The sequence below is a fragment of the Povalibacter sp. genome (genome assembly GCF_036520495.1).
GTDB lineage: Bacteria > Pseudomonadota > Gammaproteobacteria > Steroidobacterales > Steroidobacteraceae > Steroidobacter.
Genome location: NZ_DATDJO010000008.1, coordinates 34,159 through 51,189, shown reverse-complemented (window position 1 = coordinate 51,189; position 17,031 = coordinate 34,159). Strand labels below are relative to the sequence as shown.

At 63.1% G+C, this 17,031-nt stretch carries 15 protein-coding genes; 3 read left to right on the top strand and 12 right to left on the bottom strand.

All coding sequences use genetic code 11. From position 1 onward, the window contains the following. The first annotated feature begins 624 nt into the window (after positions 1-624). From pth2 to pip, 3 genes are all read left to right on the top strand, one after another. Positions 625-963 (top strand): aminoacyl-tRNA hydrolase, encoded by a 339-nt coding sequence (pth2, locus tag VIZ63_RS02815; RefSeq protein WP_331607977.1) that lies wholly within the window; start codon positions 625-627, stop codon positions 961-963. Between the two features lie 41 nt (positions 964-1,004). After that, positions 1,005-1,382: a DUF1761 domain-containing protein gene (locus VIZ63_RS02810; protein ID WP_331607976.1), complete on the top strand. Its 378-nt coding sequence runs from the start codon at positions 1,005-1,007 to the stop codon at positions 1,380-1,382. A 66-nt stretch (positions 1,383-1,448) separates the two neighbouring features. Further along, complete coding sequence (gene pip, locus VIZ63_RS02805; RefSeq protein ID WP_331607975.1) at positions 1,449-2,513, top strand: prolyl aminopeptidase; 1,065 nt, start codon at positions 1,449-1,451, stop codon at positions 2,511-2,513. 121 nt (positions 2,514-2,634) lie between these two features. Here the strand turns inward: pip and VIZ63_RS02800 are convergent, their stop codons facing one another. From VIZ63_RS02800 to VIZ63_RS02745, 12 genes are all read right to left on the bottom strand, one after another. Beyond that, a complete protein-coding gene (locus tag VIZ63_RS02800) occupies positions 2,635-4,113 on the bottom strand; it encodes a sensor histidine kinase (protein ID WP_331607974.1) in 1,479 nt (492 codons plus the stop codon). Continuing rightward, on the bottom strand, positions 4,097-4,468 hold the full coding sequence (locus tag VIZ63_RS02795) for a response regulator (RefSeq protein WP_331607973.1): 372 nt from the start codon (positions 4,466-4,468) through the stop codon (positions 4,097-4,099). Before VIZ63_RS02795 ends, VIZ63_RS02800 begins: the two co-directional genes overlap by 17 nt. A 366-nt stretch (positions 4,469-4,834) precedes the next feature. Further along, positions 4,835-5,497, bottom strand: a complete 663-nt coding sequence (locus tag VIZ63_RS02790; protein ID WP_331607971.1) for a response regulator transcription factor — start codon at positions 5,495-5,497, stop codon at positions 4,835-4,837. 6 nt (positions 5,498-5,503) lie between these two features. Beyond that, positions 5,504-7,792 (bottom strand): PAS domain S-box protein, encoded by a 2,289-nt coding sequence (locus VIZ63_RS02785; protein WP_331607970.1) that lies wholly within the window; start codon positions 7,790-7,792, stop codon positions 5,504-5,506. Between the two features lie 189 nt (positions 7,793-7,981). Continuing rightward, positions 7,982-8,479 (bottom strand): hypothetical protein, encoded by a 498-nt coding sequence (locus tag VIZ63_RS02780; RefSeq protein ID WP_331607969.1) that lies wholly within the window; start codon positions 8,477-8,479, stop codon positions 7,982-7,984. A 55-nt stretch (positions 8,480-8,534) separates the two neighbouring features. Continuing rightward, the gene (gene lptE / locus VIZ63_RS02775; RefSeq protein ID WP_331607968.1) at positions 8,535-9,020 is read right to left on the bottom strand and encodes an LPS assembly lipoprotein LptE; all 486 of its coding nucleotides are present in this window, start codon (positions 9,018-9,020) and stop codon (positions 8,535-8,537) included. 168 nt (positions 9,021-9,188) lie between these two features. Beyond that, a complete protein-coding gene (locus VIZ63_RS02770; protein WP_331607967.1) occupies positions 9,189-9,959 on the bottom strand; it encodes a class II aldolase/adducin family protein in 771 nt (256 codons plus the stop codon). Positions 9,960-10,189: 230 nt separating this feature from the next. Then, a complete protein-coding gene (gene leuS / locus VIZ63_RS02765) occupies positions 10,190-12,784 on the bottom strand; it encodes a leucine--tRNA ligase (RefSeq protein WP_331607966.1) in 2,595 nt (864 codons plus the stop codon). Between the two features lie 234 nt (positions 12,785-13,018). Continuing rightward, complete coding sequence (locus tag VIZ63_RS02760; protein ID WP_331607964.1) at positions 13,019-13,912, bottom strand: HDOD domain-containing protein; 894 nt, start codon at positions 13,910-13,912, stop codon at positions 13,019-13,021. A 220-nt stretch (positions 13,913-14,132) separates the two neighbouring features. Next, positions 14,133-15,263, bottom strand: a complete 1,131-nt coding sequence (locus VIZ63_RS02755) for a chemotaxis response regulator protein-glutamate methylesterase (RefSeq protein ID WP_331607963.1) — start codon at positions 15,261-15,263, stop codon at positions 14,133-14,135. Positions 15,264-15,407: 144 nt separating this feature from the next. Further along, the gene (locus VIZ63_RS02750) at positions 15,408-16,040 is read right to left on the bottom strand and encodes a hypothetical protein (protein WP_331607962.1); all 633 of its coding nucleotides are present in this window, start codon (positions 16,038-16,040) and stop codon (positions 15,408-15,410) included. A gap of 7 nt (positions 16,041-16,047) precedes the next feature. Continuing rightward, entirely contained in the window at positions 16,048-16,947 is a 900-nt protein-coding gene (locus VIZ63_RS02745) for a protein-glutamate O-methyltransferase CheR (RefSeq protein WP_331607961.1), read from the bottom strand. Positions 16,948-17,031 lie beyond the last annotated feature (84 nt).

Below are 17,031 nucleotides of genomic sequence, written 5' to 3'. Positions count from 1 at the left end.
AGCTGGTCAAGCAGCTCCTTCGGGATCTTGGGCTCAGCGGCGCGCTGTGCATCGTTCTGCGTCTCGTGCTTTTTCTTTCTCGGCATATCGACTCCTCTCGGTCATGATATGCCTCGAACACAGAATTTCAGACAGGCCCCAATAGCGCTGTCTTAACTGTCCTGATAAATCGCGGCTGGGATAACCCGCATCAACACGATCGCCACGCGCGCCTGTCGGCCGGCGACTGGAGCGGACAGGGCGAGTGTCTCGGCGAGACCCTCCGTTGTCTCATCTCAGCGTCGAAGAGGTCGCCGCAACATCTGTTCATTGCCAACGTCGCGTGTGGATTCGCTCTCGCGCACCGCGTCGGCCTCATGCCATCCTGACTTGGGAGTGCCCACCTGCGTTGCCTTTCCCAGCACAAACAGGGTCCGGCAAGCCTCGCCCTAGCCTCTCCAGTCGCGAAGAGCGCGCTGCCGCAGTGGTTTTCTTCTGGAGAATGTCGATCGACGCTGTGTACGCGCCGTGCAGCGCTCGCATGGCGCGGGACTCGACATTGCACGATGAACTCGCAAGCAGGTGCATTTCCAGAACCGGTCCCGGCTTGTGTACTCTCTGTAAGACTCCGGACCCGGCGCCTCCATGAAACAAGTCATCGTCAACGAAGCCCTAAAATTGCCGCGCGGCAAACTTGCCGCGCAGGTGGCGCATGCCTCCATCGCTGCGTTTCTCGAAGCGCCGGCCGACGCGCGCAGGAAATGGTTGAGCGACGGGATGGGTAAGGTGGTGCTGCAAGGAGAGTCCGAATCGACGCTTGCGGATCTTGAACGGCTCGCCATCGAAGCGTCGTTGCCAGTGGCCCTGATCATGGATGCGGGTCACACTGTCGTCGATCCGGGAACGGTGACCTGCATCGGCATCGGTCCGGCATCGGCGGCTGCCATCGACAAACTGACGGGCGCGTTGAAACTGGTTCGATAACACGTCGACATCAAGGGGAGCACTATGGAAGCGCTCCATGGGTGGGCAATTCTGGTGGCACCCTCGCGTCCTTCCTGCTCGGCGGGCCGTGGTATTCACCCGCCTTGTTCGGCAAGGCATGGAATCGTGAAGCCTGCGATTCGCGCCCGAAGGGCCAGGGACATCCGCTCAGAGTGTTCGGGCTGAGCTTTCTGTTTTCGCTGGTCGCTGCCACGGCCTTCGCTTACTGGCTGGGACCGAACCCGCCGCTCTCGTATGCATTGAGTCACGGCCTGCCGGCCGGCGCATGTTTCGTTGCCGCCAGCTTTGGCATCAACTACCAGTTCGCCAATCGCAGTTTTCTGCTGTGGCTCATCGATGGCGGCTACCACACGCTGCAGTTCCTGCTGTTCGGACTCGTGCTTGGCCTGTGGCATTGATTCCCGCACTTGCATGTCGGCGGCGGGGCCGTGAACAATGCCCGCATCGGGTTGCGGAAGTCACACATGCCATCCAAACGTAAAGCCAGTCGTCGCAGTGTCCGCAAGGCACCCGCCAGCAAGCAGCGCAGCCACGCGCGCAACGCCGTACTGACCAAGCGCAAACGACCCGCGCGTCCGGCGTCGGGATTGAGGGGACTGTATCCCGCGATCCAGCCGTACAACACCGGCACCCTGCGCGTCTCCGACGAGCACGAGATCTACTACGAGGAATGCGGTAACCCGCAAGGCAAACCCGCCCTGTTCGTCCATGGCGGACCGGGCGCGGGCTGTGACAGTCGCGCACGCAGCTTTTTCGATCCCGACGCGTACCGCATCGTGCTGTTCGATCAACGTGGTTGCGGACGCAGCAAGCCGCGCGCGAGCCTGGTCGACAACACGACCTGGCACCTGGTCGCCGACATGGAAGCACTGCGCACGAAACTGGGCATCGACCAGTGGCTGGTCTTCGGCGGGTCGTGGGGATCCACACTCGCCCTCGCCTATGCGCAGACTCATCCGCAGCGGGTCTCGGAACTGATCCTGCGCGGCATCTTCATGCTGTCGCAGTTCGAGCTGCGCTGGTTCTATCAGGAAGGCGCGAGCGCGCTGTTTCCGGATCACTGGGAGAACTACGTCAAGGCGATCCCGCCCGCCGAACGCGGCGACCTGATCCAGGCGTTCTACAAGCGCCTGATCAGCGACGATCGCAAAGTGCGCGTCGATGCAGCAAGGGCGTGGTCGATCTGGGAAGCAGCCACCAGCTACCTGCACGTCAACGAAGACAACGTCAACAAATGGGGCGAAGAGGACTTCGCGATTGCGGTGGCCCGCATCGAGTGTCACTACTTCGTCAATCGCGGCTTCCTCGAAACCGAGGATCAGCTGCTGCGCAACGTCTCACGCATCCGGCACATCCCCGCCGTGATCGTGCAGGGTCGTTACGATGTCGTCTGCCCCATGCAGACCGCCTGGGCGCTGCACCGCGCCTGGCCAGAAGCAGAGTTCCACATCAGTCCGGACTCCGGCCATTCAGCCTTCGAAGCGGGCAACACGCATGCGCTGGTCACCGCGACTGACAGGTTCAGATAAGGCGGGAGCGTGAAGTACACAAAGGAGAGCAAGGAGGGCACAGCAGAGCACAAAGGAATTGATGTCGTCGAACTCTCTTTGTGGTCTTTTGCGCCCTGCTTTGTGCTCCACCCGTCTTGCTCTAAGAAGTCAGCGTAAAGAAGAAGGCGGCGCCTTCGCCCGGCCGGCTTTCGACCCAGAGCTGCCCCTGGTGTCGGTCGATGATCCGTTTCGCAATCGCGAGGCCCACGCCGCTGCCGTGAAACTCACGCTTGTCGTGGAAGCGCACGAAGGGCTGGAACAGCCGATGCGCCGCGATCGCGTCGAAGCCGACGCCGTTGTCCCGCACCTGGTAGACGAGACGTCCCTGACGAGGGTAGCGAGAGAACTCGATACGCGCGGCGGGGTTGCGCGACGAGAACTTCCAGGCGTTGAGCAGCAGGTTGTGCAGCACGTTGCCGATGAGCTGCGGATCGGCGCTGTCCACCATATCCGGCTCGATGCACAACTCCACGACGCGGCCCGGCTCGGTCACCTGCAGATCGAGCAGCATGCGCTGCGCCAGTTCGCTCAGGTTCACCTGCTCGCGCTGGATGACTCGCGTACCCAGCTGGGAGAACTTCAACAGGTGTCCGATCATGTCGTGCATGCGTCGGGCCCCGCCCTGGATCTTGTGCAGGTACTCGCTGGCCTTCGTGGTCGACCCTTCCTGCAACGCCAGCGAACTGAAGCCTTCGATCACCTGCAGCGGCGATCGCAGATCGTGCGAGATGGTGTAGGAGAAACTCTCGAGTTCGCGGTTCGTCTGCTCGAGACTGCTGATACGTTCGTCGATGCGTCGTTCCAGGTCCGCGTTCATCTCATGCAGGCGTGCATTCGCTTCGGCCAGCTGCGCATTCGACGCCGCCAGCATCTGGCCGCGGGCCGCCTCACTGCGCAGCAGGTCGTGAAGCTTGCGACAGATCGTGCCCGAGATCACCGTCGCGATGGTGATGAAGCCGATGAACGCCGAGCCCGTATGAATCCAGTTGGTGAGGCTCTGTAAATAGTCACCGGCGACGACCGCGTAGTCGAGCACACTTGTGACAGTCAGCGTGCCGACGACCACATAGGCGAGGCCGCAGAGCACGGCGGCCACCACACCTGCCCGGTAACCGAAAATGAGCGGGGTGATGATCGCCAGCAGGCCGTAGGCCATCCCGTTGATCCCGACGATGCCGGTGCGCAGCAGACCGACGGTGCCCAGCATGAAGAGCGACCCGAGCAGCACCCACGCAATGGCAGTCGCACCGAGCTGCCGGTGTCGCAGCCACGTCACCAGCAGCGCGGCATAAATGCACAAATGAACGAAAATCGTCCAGGGACGGGTGTCCAGGTCGCGCATCACGACCAACGGCAACAGGATCGTGAAGACGATCAGGATCCAACCCGCCGTGCGCACCAGCAGATCGCGACGCGTGGTCTCCAGACCCGCCGCGGTCGTCATGCGCACTTCGGCTACTCCCTGCGTTGCCGATGCGGCAATGCAGTCCGGCGTCGTTCGCGACAGCCGGCCGGAACGCCGTTTCCGGCGCAGCTTTCGTTCCACAGCGTCCATTGCCGGATCATTCGGTGATCGCACTGCGGCGCTCTGATTCGCGCTCCAGGAACCAGCGCAGCATGCGCAGCTCGTCCTTGGAAACGAAGAAGGCGGCACCCATTTCGGCGGCCTTGCGCCGCAGGTCCGGAAAGTCGGCCTGAGTCACGATGATGACGGTCTGCTGGGGATATTGCGCACGCAGGTGGCGCAATGTTTCGAAGCCGTCGATCAGGCGCATGCGCAGATCCAGCGTCACGACATCAGGCCGAAACGTCGCACACGCGTCGATACCGTCGCGTCCATTGGCAATCTCACGGATCTCGCTCGCGACGCTGCGGACCCAGGTCGCGATCAGGGCACGCGTTGGGGCGTGATCGTCAATGATCAGCACTTTCATGAGGCGGGATACTCTGGTGGCCCGCGCGTACTTTCCTCGATAGGCTGCCGCGGATAAATCACGAGCGGCACGCAATATGAACTCGGTGTCGGGGCGTAGGGGCTGCGTAAGCCTACGTAGGGAGGGGGATGGTGGGCGGGACAACGGGCCAACTGGCTAACGGGCTAACGGGCTAACTGGCTGACTGGTCAACTGGCTGACTGGTCAACTGGCTAACTGGCTAACCGGCCAGACAGCTGCTCCGTTCTCTCTTCTTTTTCCCGGCCAGTCGGCCTCCTTTGTCTGGCCAGTCGGCCGGTTAGCCAGTCGGCCGGTTAGCCAGATAGCCGGTCGACCGTTAGCCAATTCACCAGTCAGCCAACTTCCTCACGCCAACGAACTCAACGACTCCCGATTCTCCAGCGCGAACTGCAGCAGCGAGTTGGCACCCTTGAGCGCCAATTTCGTACAGATGTTGGTGCGATGGGTTTCGACCGTTCGTGGGCTCACGTGCAGTTCCGCGGCGATTTCACGGGAGGTCTTCTTTTCGGCGATGCGCTTCAGGATGCGCTTCTCGGCGGTGGTGAGATCCATCAATCCCGGTTTGTGTGATGCGAGTGCTTCGGCCTTGCCGCGACGGCGCAGCAGGAAACCCGTCAACGACGGACTCACATAGGCATTGCCCGCGGCCACAGCGACCAGGCAGCTGATGATCTCGGTGCCTGCATTCTCCTTGAGAACGTAGCCGTCGATGCCGAGGTTCATGGCCTTGTTGAAGGCCGGTTCGTCCTTGAGCATGGTCAGCACCACGAAGCGCGTCACGCTGCCTTCGGTACGCAACGCTTCGGCAATATCGAGTCCGGTACCGTCCGGCAGATTGACGTCGAGCACCGCGAGATCGGGTGCGAGGTCACGGATCAGCTGCTTCGCCTGAGCACCCGTCTCCGCCTCCGCCAACAGCTCGAACCTGGCATCGGACTGAATGACCTGCCGCAGACCGGCCCGAAACAACGGGTGGTCATCGACGATCACGACACGAATCGGCTTCATCCCCGGCTACTCCTGCCCTGCGCCATCATCCTGTCTCCCGCTGTCCCGGTCTGCCGGTTCGGTGAACGGCAGGTGGACATGCAGATGTGTGCCTCGACCCGGCGTGCTGCGAACATCGAGCGTACCGCCCAGTATCTGCGCCCGTTCGCGCATGCTGCTGAGACCGAGCCCGCCACTTCCGACGGCGTTCGCCGTATCGAATCCGATACCGTCGTCTCTCACGTCCAGATGCAGCATACCCACATCGCGTTCCAGCGACAGTGTGGCCTTGCGCGCCTGCGAATGCCGCAACATGTTGTTCAGGGCTTCCTGGCAGATGCGGTAGAGATGGGTTGCGCCCTCGCCCTGCAACACGTCGTCCACGTGCTCGATACGGCTCTGGATGGTCGTGGTAGTGGATTCGCGCACGCGTTCGACCAGGCTGTTCAGCGCTTCGGTAAGCCCGAGCTGTTCGATCTGCACCGGCCGCAGGTTCTGCGCCAGGTTGCGCACCTCCGCAACGCAGTCGGAAGCGATCTCCGCGACGGCGCGCAGATGATCGGCTACTTGCGGAGAAATCCCCGGCACCTCCAGGGCGAGGTGCATGCGATTGCGGATCAGCGACAGGTTCTGCCCGAGACTGTCGTGCAATTCGTTCGCCAGCCGTTGCCGTTCGAGTTCCTGCGCATTCAGCAGATGACGCGAGAACTCCTCGCGTGCGCGCAGTTCGCGTTCCTGTGACTGACGCAACAACTCCGCCGCGCGGCGCCGTGCCGTGACGTCGCGGACGGCCGCAACCCGCAATGTCCTGCCCCGATTGGTCTGAAAGGAGCGCGCCTGAATTTCCACGTGTGTCCGACTGCCGTCCGGACGATCGATGAGGGCTTCGTACACTCCAATGTCGCTGCTGCCCATCTTCCGCTGCATCAGCGGCGCGGTCTCGCTCGCGAATACCTGTTCCGCGTCCAGCCCGATCACCTCCTCGCGACTGCGACCCAGCATCGCCAGCAGGCGATCATTGACGTCGACGAGCTGGCGCTGATCGGTGATCGCGATGCCCTCGAACGCCGCATCCGCCAGTGTCCGGAAGCGCGCTTCGCTGTCACGCAATGCCTGCTCGGCCCGCTCCCGGATCGTCACGTCCATGACGGCTCCCAGCATGTACAGCGGATTGCCATTCGCGTCGCGCTCGACTTCACCGCGCGCCTCGAACCAGCGCGGCTCTCCTTCCTGCGCGTTCATCTGAAACACGGATACGAACTTGACGTCCGGCGTCTGCAACACTCGCTCAATCTCGCGGGTAACGCGTGCACGGTCCTGCGGAGCGACCATCGCCTCCAGCTCATGACGCGTCCTGGGGGTACGCGATGGTGTCAGATCGAAGACGCGATGGACGTTGTCCGACCATTGCATGCCGCCGCTGGCGACATCCAGGCGCCAGATCACCATGCGCGCGGCGTCCAGCGCATGACGCAACTGGTTGCTGCTGTCACGCAGCGCATGCTCGGCCTGCTGTTTCTCCGTTACGTCCTCGATCATGCTGATCGCATACTGCGGCTCGCCCTGGGCGCCGCGCACCAGCGATGCATTGACGTGAACCCAGATGGTCCGGCCGTTGCGACTGACGTAACGTTTTTCGCGGCGGAAGCATTCCATGTCGCCGCGCATCAGCGCAGCGTACAGACGGCGGTCCTCCGCCACGTCATCCGGATGCGTGACGTGTTCGAACGAAACCTGCTTGATCTCCTCGCGCTGGTAGCCGAGCAGGTTGAGCATCATCGTGTTCGCCAGCACCGCATAGCCTTCCGGATTGACCACCACGATGCCGATCGGCGACGAATCGAAGACGATGCGGAACTGCGCCTGCGCGTGCTGCAGCGCCTGCTCCATGTCGCGACGATCCGTGGCGTCGGTGAACATGCCCAGCAGGCCGACGATGGCGTTACTCTCGTTCTCGACGGCGCTCGAGGAAATCCTCGCCCACAGATCAGTGCCGTCGCGACGGTGCAGGTGATGGTAGCGACCTTCCCCGCTCTGCCCGAGCCAGGCGCGCAGATCGCGCTCGGCCTCGACTCGTTCATCGTTGTCGAGGAACTCCATGAGCCGTGCGCCAATGAGATCGTCGACGCTTGCACCCAGCATGTCCGCCATCCGCTGGTTCACGAAGGTCGTACGCCCCTCCAGGTCGAATAGCCAGACGCCTTCGCGGGTGGTGTCGACGATCTTGCGCACTCCGACCTGACTCAGATCGGAATGCGGCGCCGCGTCTTGCGGCCGCGGCGTACCTTCGAGCCCGAGTATCCGACGTATGCTCATGCACCCCGCCCCCTTCGTCATGGAGGACTAGTTCGCAGTGCGCGCGATTAGACTCGTCTCGCGCGATCGTCACCATTGCGGCTGTACGCAAGAGCCGCGGGCGCGGCACTAGGCGTGGCGCTGGGCCCTAGGCCCTAGGCCCTAGGCTCTAGGCTCTCGGCGTGATTGGTAGTCTGCATCGCTTCTTACCTAAGCACCTGGTGCCTGGCGCCTCACCCTCCAGGTAGGCACACCTGCCGCGCTGATGACGCCTTGCGCAACCAGCCAGTCATGGGCGTCCGTGGCGTCCTGCTCGAACCATGCACGCGCGGATCCGAGCCGGAACGTATAACCCCAGGCATCCATGTCGGCCTGCATCTGTGCGCACGAAAAGCCCGGCAGCTGGTCGGCCAGCACGATCTGCAGATAGCAGACAGCGTTCTCCTCGTCGTAGTCCCCGCCTGCGTCCTTGTCCAGGCCCGCACGACGCTCGTCATCCATGCAGACGAAGTGACAAGCCTCGTGCAGCAGCGAATGCAGCGGCGTATCCGGCCGCACATAGAGACGATGACCGATGAGGCCGGCCTCGCTGTCACCCCAGTAGGAGCCCGGAATCTCCTCTCCAGACGCGAGCTGGACAAGGTCCAGCCCATAGCGCTGCAGGATGTGCGAGATCTCGCTGCTGTCGCGGTCGCGGAGAAGGATCATTCGCAGTACGTCGTTGAATCAGGCAGTGATCGTGCGCAGGCGCGTCACTGCTACTTCACAGGGACGCCACGCGGCGAACGACCAGGCCCGCCAGATCGCGGGCCAGGGACTCGCGCAGCATCGACTGTTCGCGCTGCTTGGCCAGCACCGCCGCCGTGTCGTAGCTGTAGTCGCGCGTCAGTTCGAGTTTCTGCGGGGCGATCAGTTCGCCCGTCTGGCTTTCCACGGAATACTCGACGGCATAGAAGACTTCATATTCTTCCGGCGTATTGCGCGCCGACACAGACAGCACCCGCTGGCCGCTGGTGTCCTTGCGAATGCGCAGGATGGCGCTGGCGTCATTGCGATTCGACACCAGACGCACGCCGGAGGTTTCCAGGCTCTCGCGCAGTGCGCGGTTGAACTCGGTGTAGGTGTCGGTGGTGTCGATGAACGTGGCCGACATCACTTCGGGCAGGCGCGCCGTGCCCTGCATGCGCCAGCCGCAGGCACCCAGCAGAAGCGCGGCAGCGAGAGCGGAAACACGCAGAATTAGGGACATCGACGACGGACCTCACGAATGCGATTCGCGGGGAGTATAGCGGACGGCGGAGAACGAAGATCTCCACAGGGGACACGGGGAGCGCGGGGCTGGAAAGACAGACCAACGCTCTTCAGAGCTGTTTCTCTCTCGTCCCCGTGTTCCCCGTGGCCCCCGTGGAAATAATCTTCAGGTCCGATAGCCCGGATCGATCTTGTCCATCTTGCGCAGCAGGGCCGGCCATGTCAGGGAACTGCCTGCACCGCGCAGCACCGCCTTGCTGTATTCGGGCACGGTATCGAGCACCGGTTGCGGGATATGCAGCAACTCCGCACCGCTGCCCTGCGCGAGCACCTGGATCTCGCAGGCGCGCTGGAACGTGTACATCGCGAGGAATGCATCCGGGACGCTGCGGCCCACGGTCAATAGGCCATGGTTACGCAGCATGAGGTTGCGGGCGTTGCCGAGGTGCTGTTGCAGACGCGACTTCTCGTCGGGATTGAGGGCGATGCCTTCGTAGTCGTGATACGCCAGCGACTGCACGACGATGCTCGCCTGCTGTGAGATCGGCAGCAGTCCTGCCTTCTGGCACGACACTGCGATACCGGCCATCGTATGAAGATGCAGCACGCAGTAGGCGTCGTCGCGCGCCGCGTGAATGGCGCTGTGAATCGTGAAACCGGCCGGATTGATGTCGTATGGACTCGTCAGCGATTTGTTGCCTTCGAGATCGACGCGCACCAGGCTCGACGCGGTGATTTCATCGAACATCAAGCCGTAGGGATTGATCAGGAAATCATGAGTGTCGGGTACGCGCGCGGATATGTGCGTGAAGACCAGATCGTCCCACCCGAAGTGGGCCGCCAGTCGATAACACGCCGCCAGATCGACACGCACCGCCCATTCCTCGGCGGACACCTGGCTACGCAGATCCGACTGGTCGTGATCGACGACACGCATTTGCATAAGTCACCTGCACGCTGAAGAGAGATCCTGCGCAGAGGCTACGCCCGCCGCTTTGCGACGGGCAAGCCGGACGACTCATCCAATCTGGCCAATCTGGCCAACCTAGCCAACCTGGCCAACCTGCCAACCTGGCCAACCTGCGGAATCCAGGGCTGCGGGTCCTGCTTTGGCAGGGGCTGACGGATGTCCGGCTGAAGCCGGACCCACAGGGTGGTGCTACTGCTTCACACCACCACGTTCACCAGCTTGCCCTTCACCACGATCACTTTCTTGGGCGGCTTGCCTTCCATCCAGCGCTGCACGTTGGCGTCGGCGAGGGCAATTTCGCGGATCGACGCCTCGTCGGCTGCTGCGGCCACAGCAATGTGGCTGCGAAGCTTGCCGTTGACCTGCACGACCAGCTGAATCTCGTCCTGCACCAGCGCCTGCGGATCGGGCTGCGGCCAGGCGCGATCCATCAGCGAATCGTCATGTCCCAGCGCCTGCCACAGGGCATGCGTTGCATGGGGCACGATCGGCGACAGCACCTGCACGACGAGTTGGAGCGTCTCGTGTGCAATCGCGCGACCCTGCGGCGACTTGTCGTCGAATTTCGCCAGCGTGTTCATCAGTTCCATGACGGCCGCGATCGCCGTGTTGAATACCTTGCGACGGCCGATATCGTCGGTGACCTTGGCCAGCATTGTGTGTGCGGCATGGCGCATGGTGCGCTGCTCGGCCGTGAGCGTTGCGCCTGCCAACGGCGCAGGCAGCCCTTGAGCGACATGCTCATACACGGTTCGCCACAGCTTGCGCATGAAACGCGCAGCGCCTTCGACACCATCATCCGACCATTCCAGCGTGTCTTCGGGCGGCGCCTTGAACATCATGAACAGGCGGATGCTGTCGGCGCCGTACTCCGCGACGAGTTGCTGCGGATCGACGCCATTGTTCTTGGACTTGGACATCGTGCGCATGCCTTCCCAGTCGACGGGTTTGCCGTCGCTGCGCAGCGTTGCGCCGAGTCGCGTGCCTTTCGCGTCCACCTGCACGTCCACATCCGCAGGATTGAAATACTGGACGCGGCCATCGCCTTTGCGCGAGTAGATGTCGTTCAACACCATCCCCTGCGTGAGCAGGCGCTTGAACGGTTCGCGCACCTTGGTCAGGCCGACGTCGTTCATCACGCGCGTCCAGAAACGCGAGTACAGCAGGTGCAGGATCGCGTGCTCGATGCCGCCGATGTACTGATCGACCGGCATCCAGTAGTCCGCGCGCTCGTCCACCATCGCCTGCGCGTTGTCCGGCGAAGCAAAGCGCGCGAAGTACCACGACGAATCGACGAAGGTGTCCATCGTGTCGGTTTCGCGGCGCGCATCGGCACCGCACGTCGGGCATTTGCATTCATAGAACGCGGGCAGCCTGGCCAGCGGATTGCCGCTGCCATCCGGCACCAGCCCTTCGGGCAGCACGACCGGCAGGTCCTTGTCAGGCACCGGCACATCGCCGCACTTCGGACAGTGGATCAGCGGAATCGGGCAGCCCCAGTAGCGCTGGCGTGAAATACCCCAATCGCGCAGACGCCATTGCACTTGCTTGTGCCCGAGGTCGAGTGCCGACAGATCCGCGGCAATTGCCTCGATGGACTGCTGATAGTTCAGGCCGTCGTACTTGCCGGAGTTGATACAGATCCCGGACTTGGTGCCGTACCACTCCGACCACTGCTCGGTGGAGTACACATTGGCGCCATCGGCAATCACCTGCCGGATCGGCAGGCCGTATTTCTTCGCGAACTCGAAGTCACGTTCGTCGTGCCCCGGCACGCCCATTACGGCGCCCTCGCCGTAGGTCATGAGCACGTAGTTGCCGACCCATACCGGCACTTTCTCGCCCGACAACGGATGCGTCACGAACAGGCCGGTCGGCATGCCCTTCTTTTCCATGACGGCGAGTTCAGCCTCCATGGCCGTGCCTTTCTTGCACTCCTCGACGAACGCGGCGAGCGCCGCATCGTTCTTTGCGGCGTAGGTGGCGAGCGGATGTTCCGCCGCGACGGCGCAGAACGTCACGCCCATCAGCGTGTCGGCACGGGTCGTGAATACATTGAGCGTGTGCGACTCGCCGTCCAGTTCGTACGGGAAGCCCAGGCGCACGCCTTCGCTGCGGCCGATCCAGTTGGCCTGCATGGTGCGCACGCGCTCGGGCCAGTCGGTGAGTGTATCGAGCGAGTCGAGCAGATCCTGCGAATAGTCAGTGATGCGCAGGTAGTACATCGGGATCTCGCGCTTCTCGACCGGTGCGCCGGTGCGCCAGCCGCGACCGTCGATGACCTGCTCGTTGGCGAGCACGGTCTGATCGATCGGATCCCAGTTCACGACGCCCGTCTTCTTGTACGCGATGCCCTTCTCGAGCATGCGCAGGAACAGCCACTGGTTCCAGCGGTAATACTCGGGCTGGCAGGTCGCCAGCTCACGCTTCCAGTCCAGCGCGAAGCCCAGCGACTGCAGCTGACCCTTCATGTACGCGATGTTGTCGTACGTCCACTTCGCCGGCGGCACGCCGTTCGCCATCGCCGCGTTTTCGGCGGGCAGGCCGAACGCATCCCAGCCCATTGGCTGCAGGACGTTGTAGCCCTGCTTGCGCATGAAGCGCGACAGCACATCGCCGATCGTGTAGTTGCGGACATGACCCATGTGTAGCCGACCGCTCGGGTACGGAAACATGCACAGGCAGTAGTACTTGGGGCGCGAGCTGTCTTCGCGAACCGAATAGGCGTCGGTGGACTGCCAATGGTCTCTGGCCTGCGACTCGACAGCCGCAGGATCGTAACGTTCTTGCATGGGGAAAAATTCTGCCGGATCCGAAGGATTTGAGCGGCGAAGGATAGCCGAGGCGCCGCGCGAATGTCAGGCGCGGGACGCTGGGACCACCTGGAAGACATCAGGGAATACACACGGGCCCGGGGTGCGGGACAACCCGTCGAGGCAGCGGGGGTCTTTCCTGGCCAACCCCACCCTGGAGTAGCCCATCGGGCATCGACTCCTGCGGGTCGACGGCGGCAAGGAACGCTCTCGTCAGTCGCCGAGCGCCATGCGCAGCGCCGCAATCTCTTCCGTGCAGCCGTTCATGATGTGAACGCACTTGTCATTGTCGAGCTCGAGGCGCCAGAACGCTTTCACGCCCTGCATGTTGAGCTCCAGATCCGCTTCGTGACCGGCGAAGCCGGCCATCATGACAGCCACGGTCAGAACATCGGTGACATCGGGATGGCCCGCGTTGCGGTCGATGTTCTCGTGCTCGGCCACGGCTTCGGAGATGTGTTCGGGAAAACCCCAGTTCTCGACAATGGCCTTGCCGACGTTCGAGTGCCAGTCGCGAATGACCTGGGCCAGCGTTCCGGCATCCTTGAACAGGTTTCCGTGGCGATTGGCGCGGGCCAGGATGTAGATCTTCCCCACGTTGTGCAGCAGGCCGGCGAGCATGCACTCGTCTGCATTGATCTTGTTGGCGCGCGAGCCGATCGCGTACGCCAGCGCGGCCACCATGGTGGCCTCCTGCCACAGACCTTCGAGTTCCTTGGCGATGTGGCGCAGTTCGGCAGCGCGGCGCAGCTGGGCGATCGCGAACGACACGGCAGCGGTGCGCACGTTGTTGTGCCCGATGCGATTCACAGCGGTCTTGAGTTCGGAGACGTTTCTTCCGCCGCGATTCAACGCCACGGAGTTCGCCAGCGTGAACACGCGCGCCGCAAGGCCCGCGTCCGAGCCGACCACACGCGCGATCTGCTCGTTCGACACCTGTTCGTCCGCCAGTACCTTGCGCACACGCACGGCAACGTCGGGAAACGACGGCAATTCGACGCGGCCACGGGACACTTCTTCGGCGAGTTCGGCGACGAACTGGAACGCGCCCGAATGACCTGACGGAACGGTGGCTTCGTCGGAACTGGCTGGGTGCTGGTGGGTCATGGACGTGATATCGGCAGTGCAACAGGGGCCTTGAGGTAGCCACTGTATGAACATCCGCCGCCCCAGTCTGTTAACGGCCTCGTGGTTTCAGCGGGAAAGACAAGACCAGGTACACAAAGGAGCCCATAGCGGAGCACAAAAGCGCACAAACAACAGAAGTCTTCTCGTCGTGGACTTGTGCTCCTTTGTGCCCCTTTGTGTACCCGCTTCTCTCTGATTCCTACCCCGCGCCCGCCGCCTTGCTGCGGCCGACATCCGACGACAGAAGGAGGATCTGCCCCGGAATTTTCTGCAGCGGCATGACGTGCTCCGCGGCGCCGAGTTTCACGGCGGCGCCAGGCATTCCCCAGACGACGCTGGTGGCTTCGTCCTGTGCAATCGTACCGGCGCCCGCCTCCAGCATTTCCTTGAGGCCGCGGGCACCGTCGTCGCCCATGCCGGTGAGAATCACGCCGGTCGCATTCGGGCCGACGTTCTGCGCCACCGACCGGAACATGACGTCGACGCTTGGACGATGACGGTTGACGTGCGGACCGCCGCTGAGCCGGCACCGGTAACGCGCGCCGTCGCGCTCGACGATCAGGTGCTGATCGCCCGGAGCGATGTAGGCGTGGCCGGGAAGGATGTACTGGCCGTCCTGCGCCTCGCAGACCGACATGGCGCTCGTCCGGTGGATGCGTTCGGCGAACGCCCGGCTGAACGCGGCAGGAATGTGCTGCGAGATGACGACGGCCGGGGCATCCGCAGGCATTGCTTCCAGCAACTCGCGGATCGCCTCGGTTCCGCCCGTCGATGCACCGATGGCGACGATGCGGTCCGTCGTCCGCAGCAAACGCCGGCCGGTCACCGCCGGCAGCACCGCGTCCGCCGTGCGCCGCTCATCGACCTTCAACGCTGACGACGCCGATGCTGCGGGCGCTGCGCTGGGCCGTGCATGGCTGCGCGGACTGACACGTGCGCCTGCGGCCATCTTCACTTTCGCGATGAGTTCCTCGGCATAGTCCGCGAGGCTGCCGGCGACGTCGACCTTCGGCTTGGCGATGAAGTCGACCGCCCCGAGTTCCAGGGCGCGCAGCGTGATGTCCGCGCCATGCTGTGTCAGCGACGACACCATCACCACCGGCATGGGTCGCAGGCGCATCAGATTTTCCAGGAACGTCACGCCGTCCATGCGCGGCATCTCGACGTCCAGGGTGATCACGTCCGGATTGAGCTGCTTGATCTTCTCGCGCGCGGCGTAGGGATCCGTGGCCGTGCCGACCACTTCGATGTCGCGATCGCGGCCGAGCATCTCGGTGAGCAGCTTCCGCACCAGCGCCGAGTCGTCAACGATGAGTAGTCTGATTGGCATGGGAATGGGTAGTAACGCGGGTCACCAGGGTGACGAAAGTGAAGGCCGCAATGGCAGGACGCATCTCGCGAGGTCGCGGCCGTGTGCATGCTGCGCTCTGATACTCGTCACTTCCGTCACTTCCGTCACTTTCGTCACCTGGGTTCAGAACAGATCGATCTCGCCTGCCACCGGCGCCTTCTCCAGGCCCGACAGGTACTTCTGCTCGTGCGACACGACGTCGCTGGTCTGACGCGAGTTGAGGTGCCGCACGCGGACCCGGCCCGTCAGCGGAAAGTACTGCACGTGGCGCGGACAGGATTCGCCGACATCTTCCGATGTCACGCGCAGACCTTCCGCACGCAGGAATTCGCGAACGAACAGCACGTTGTGGTTGCCGACATCGGTGAGGCTCGACAGCACGCGGCCACCACCGAAAATCTTCACTTCCAGATCGGCGCGCGAACCGCCGGTCCGCAGGACGCGGTTGATGAGTTGTTCCATCGACGCAGTGCCATAGCGCGTAGCGCGTCCGGCGACGCTGCCCCAGGTGTCATCGCCGTCGCCGCTCGGACGCGGCAGCATGAAATGATTCATGCCGCCGATGCCTTGCCGCGTGTTGCGGATGCAGGCCGAGACGCAGGAACCGAGCACGGTATCGAGCACTTCGTCGGTTTCTGTCACATAGAAATCGCCAGGCAACAGCTTGGCGATGACCTGGCCGGCCGCATTGCGATAGCGCCGGATGGTTTCGAAACCCGGCAGAGATCGCGGCAGATCTGTCGACACCACAGCCATATGACGCTCAGCCCTCGAGGGCACCCTTGCCCTGCTTGCGATAGATGGTCTTGCCGACGAGACGGAACGGGGCCGTCCCCGCGTGAATCGATTCCGAATGACCGAGGCAAAGATACCCATCTGGCGCGAGCAGCGCCGCGAAACGCGAGACCATGCGTTCGCGGGTCGGCTGATCGAAATAGATCATCACGTTGCGACAGAAGATCACATCGAATGGCCCGCTCACCGGCCAGTTCTGCATGAGGTTCAGCGTGCGGAAGGTGATGAGCCGCGCGATGTCCGGCTGCACCAGCGCCTGTCCGGCATTCGCACCGACCCCCTTGCGAAAGCAGCGACGCAGCCGCTCCTGCGGCACCGCCTCCAGTCGGTCCAGCGGATAGATACCGCGCTGGGCGAACGCAATCACTTCGCTGTCGATGTCAGTCGCCAGGATCTTCGTATCCCAGCGAATGCCCGGCGGCATCACTTCCGTGAGCACCATCGCGAGACAGTACGGCTCTTCGCCCGAGGAACAGCCGGCCGACCAGATCCGCAGGCGTCGCGAATCCAGGTTGCGCTTGAGCGCCTCGGGAATCATGTACGACGCGAGGGCTTCGAAATGATGGTTCTCACGGAAGAACGCCGTGACGTTGGTCGTCAGCGCGTTGATGAGATCGACCAGTTCTTCGGGTCCCGATTCGCGCACGTGCGCGCAGTAAGCCTCGTAGCTCGGCAGGCCCAGTTCGCGCAGTCGCCGCGCCAGACGCCCCTGCACGAGCTGGCGCTTGTTGGGACCCAGAACGATACCGGCGTTCTCGTTCACCACATGGCGGATGAAGTCGAACTCGGCATCGGCAAGCACGGGTCCGAGCGCCACGCCCTCGGATGTCCGCGTCTCGTGGTCGGGATTGGCAGCTACGGTAGGCATTGAGATTTTTTGCAGATCCGCAGACGGGTGGTCGAAATCATGTTCGTTTGCGCTCCACAGGCACGGCAGTCAGCCGCGCCTGCA

Bases quoted from the DNA above. Each gene is read 5' to 3' on its own strand.
- VIZ63_RS02755 (WP_331607963.1), bottom strand. From the start codon at position 15,263: ATGCCAATCAGACTACTCATCGTTGACGACTCGGCGCTGGTGCGGAAG.
- VIZ63_RS02770 (WP_331607967.1), bottom strand. From the start codon at position 9,959: ATGCGTGTCGTCGATCACGACCAGTCGGATCTGCGTAGCCAGGTGTCC.
- leuS (WP_331607966.1), bottom strand. From the start codon at position 12,784: ATGCAAGAACGTTACGATCCTGCGGCTGTCGAGTCGCAGGCCAGAGAC.
- VIZ63_RS02760 (WP_331607964.1), bottom strand. From the start codon at position 13,912: ATGACCCACCAGCACCCAGCCAGTTCCGACGAAGCCACCGTTCCGTCA.
- VIZ63_RS02745 (WP_331607961.1), bottom strand. From the start codon at position 16,947: ATGCCTACCGTAGCTGCCAATCCCGACCACGAGACGCGGACATCCGAG.
- pth2 (WP_331607977.1), top strand. From the start codon at position 625: ATGAAACAAGTCATCGTCAACGAAGCCCTAAAATTGCCGCGCGGCAAA.
- lptE (WP_331607968.1), bottom strand. From the start codon at position 9,020: ATGTCCCTAATTCTGCGTGTTTCCGCTCTCGCTGCCGCGCTTCTGCTG.
- VIZ63_RS02780 (WP_331607969.1), bottom strand. From the start codon at position 8,479: ATGATCCTTCTCCGCGACCGCGACAGCAGCGAGATCTCGCACATCCTG.
- VIZ63_RS02795 (WP_331607973.1), bottom strand. From the start codon at position 4,468: ATGAAAGTGCTGATCATTGACGATCACGCCCCAACGCGTGCCCTGATC.
- VIZ63_RS02785 (WP_331607970.1), bottom strand. From the start codon at position 7,792: ATGAGCATACGTCGGATACTCGGGCTCGAAGGTACGCCGCGGCCGCAA.
- VIZ63_RS02790 (WP_331607971.1), bottom strand. From the start codon at position 5,497: ATGAAGCCGATTCGTGTCGTGATCGTCGATGACCACCCGTTGTTTCGG.
- VIZ63_RS02750 (WP_331607962.1), bottom strand. From the start codon at position 16,040: ATGGCTGTGGTGTCGACAGATCTGCCGCGATCTCTGCCGGGTTTCGAA.
- pip (WP_331607975.1), top strand. From the start codon at position 1,449: ATGCCATCCAAACGTAAAGCCAGTCGTCGCAGTGTCCGCAAGGCACCC.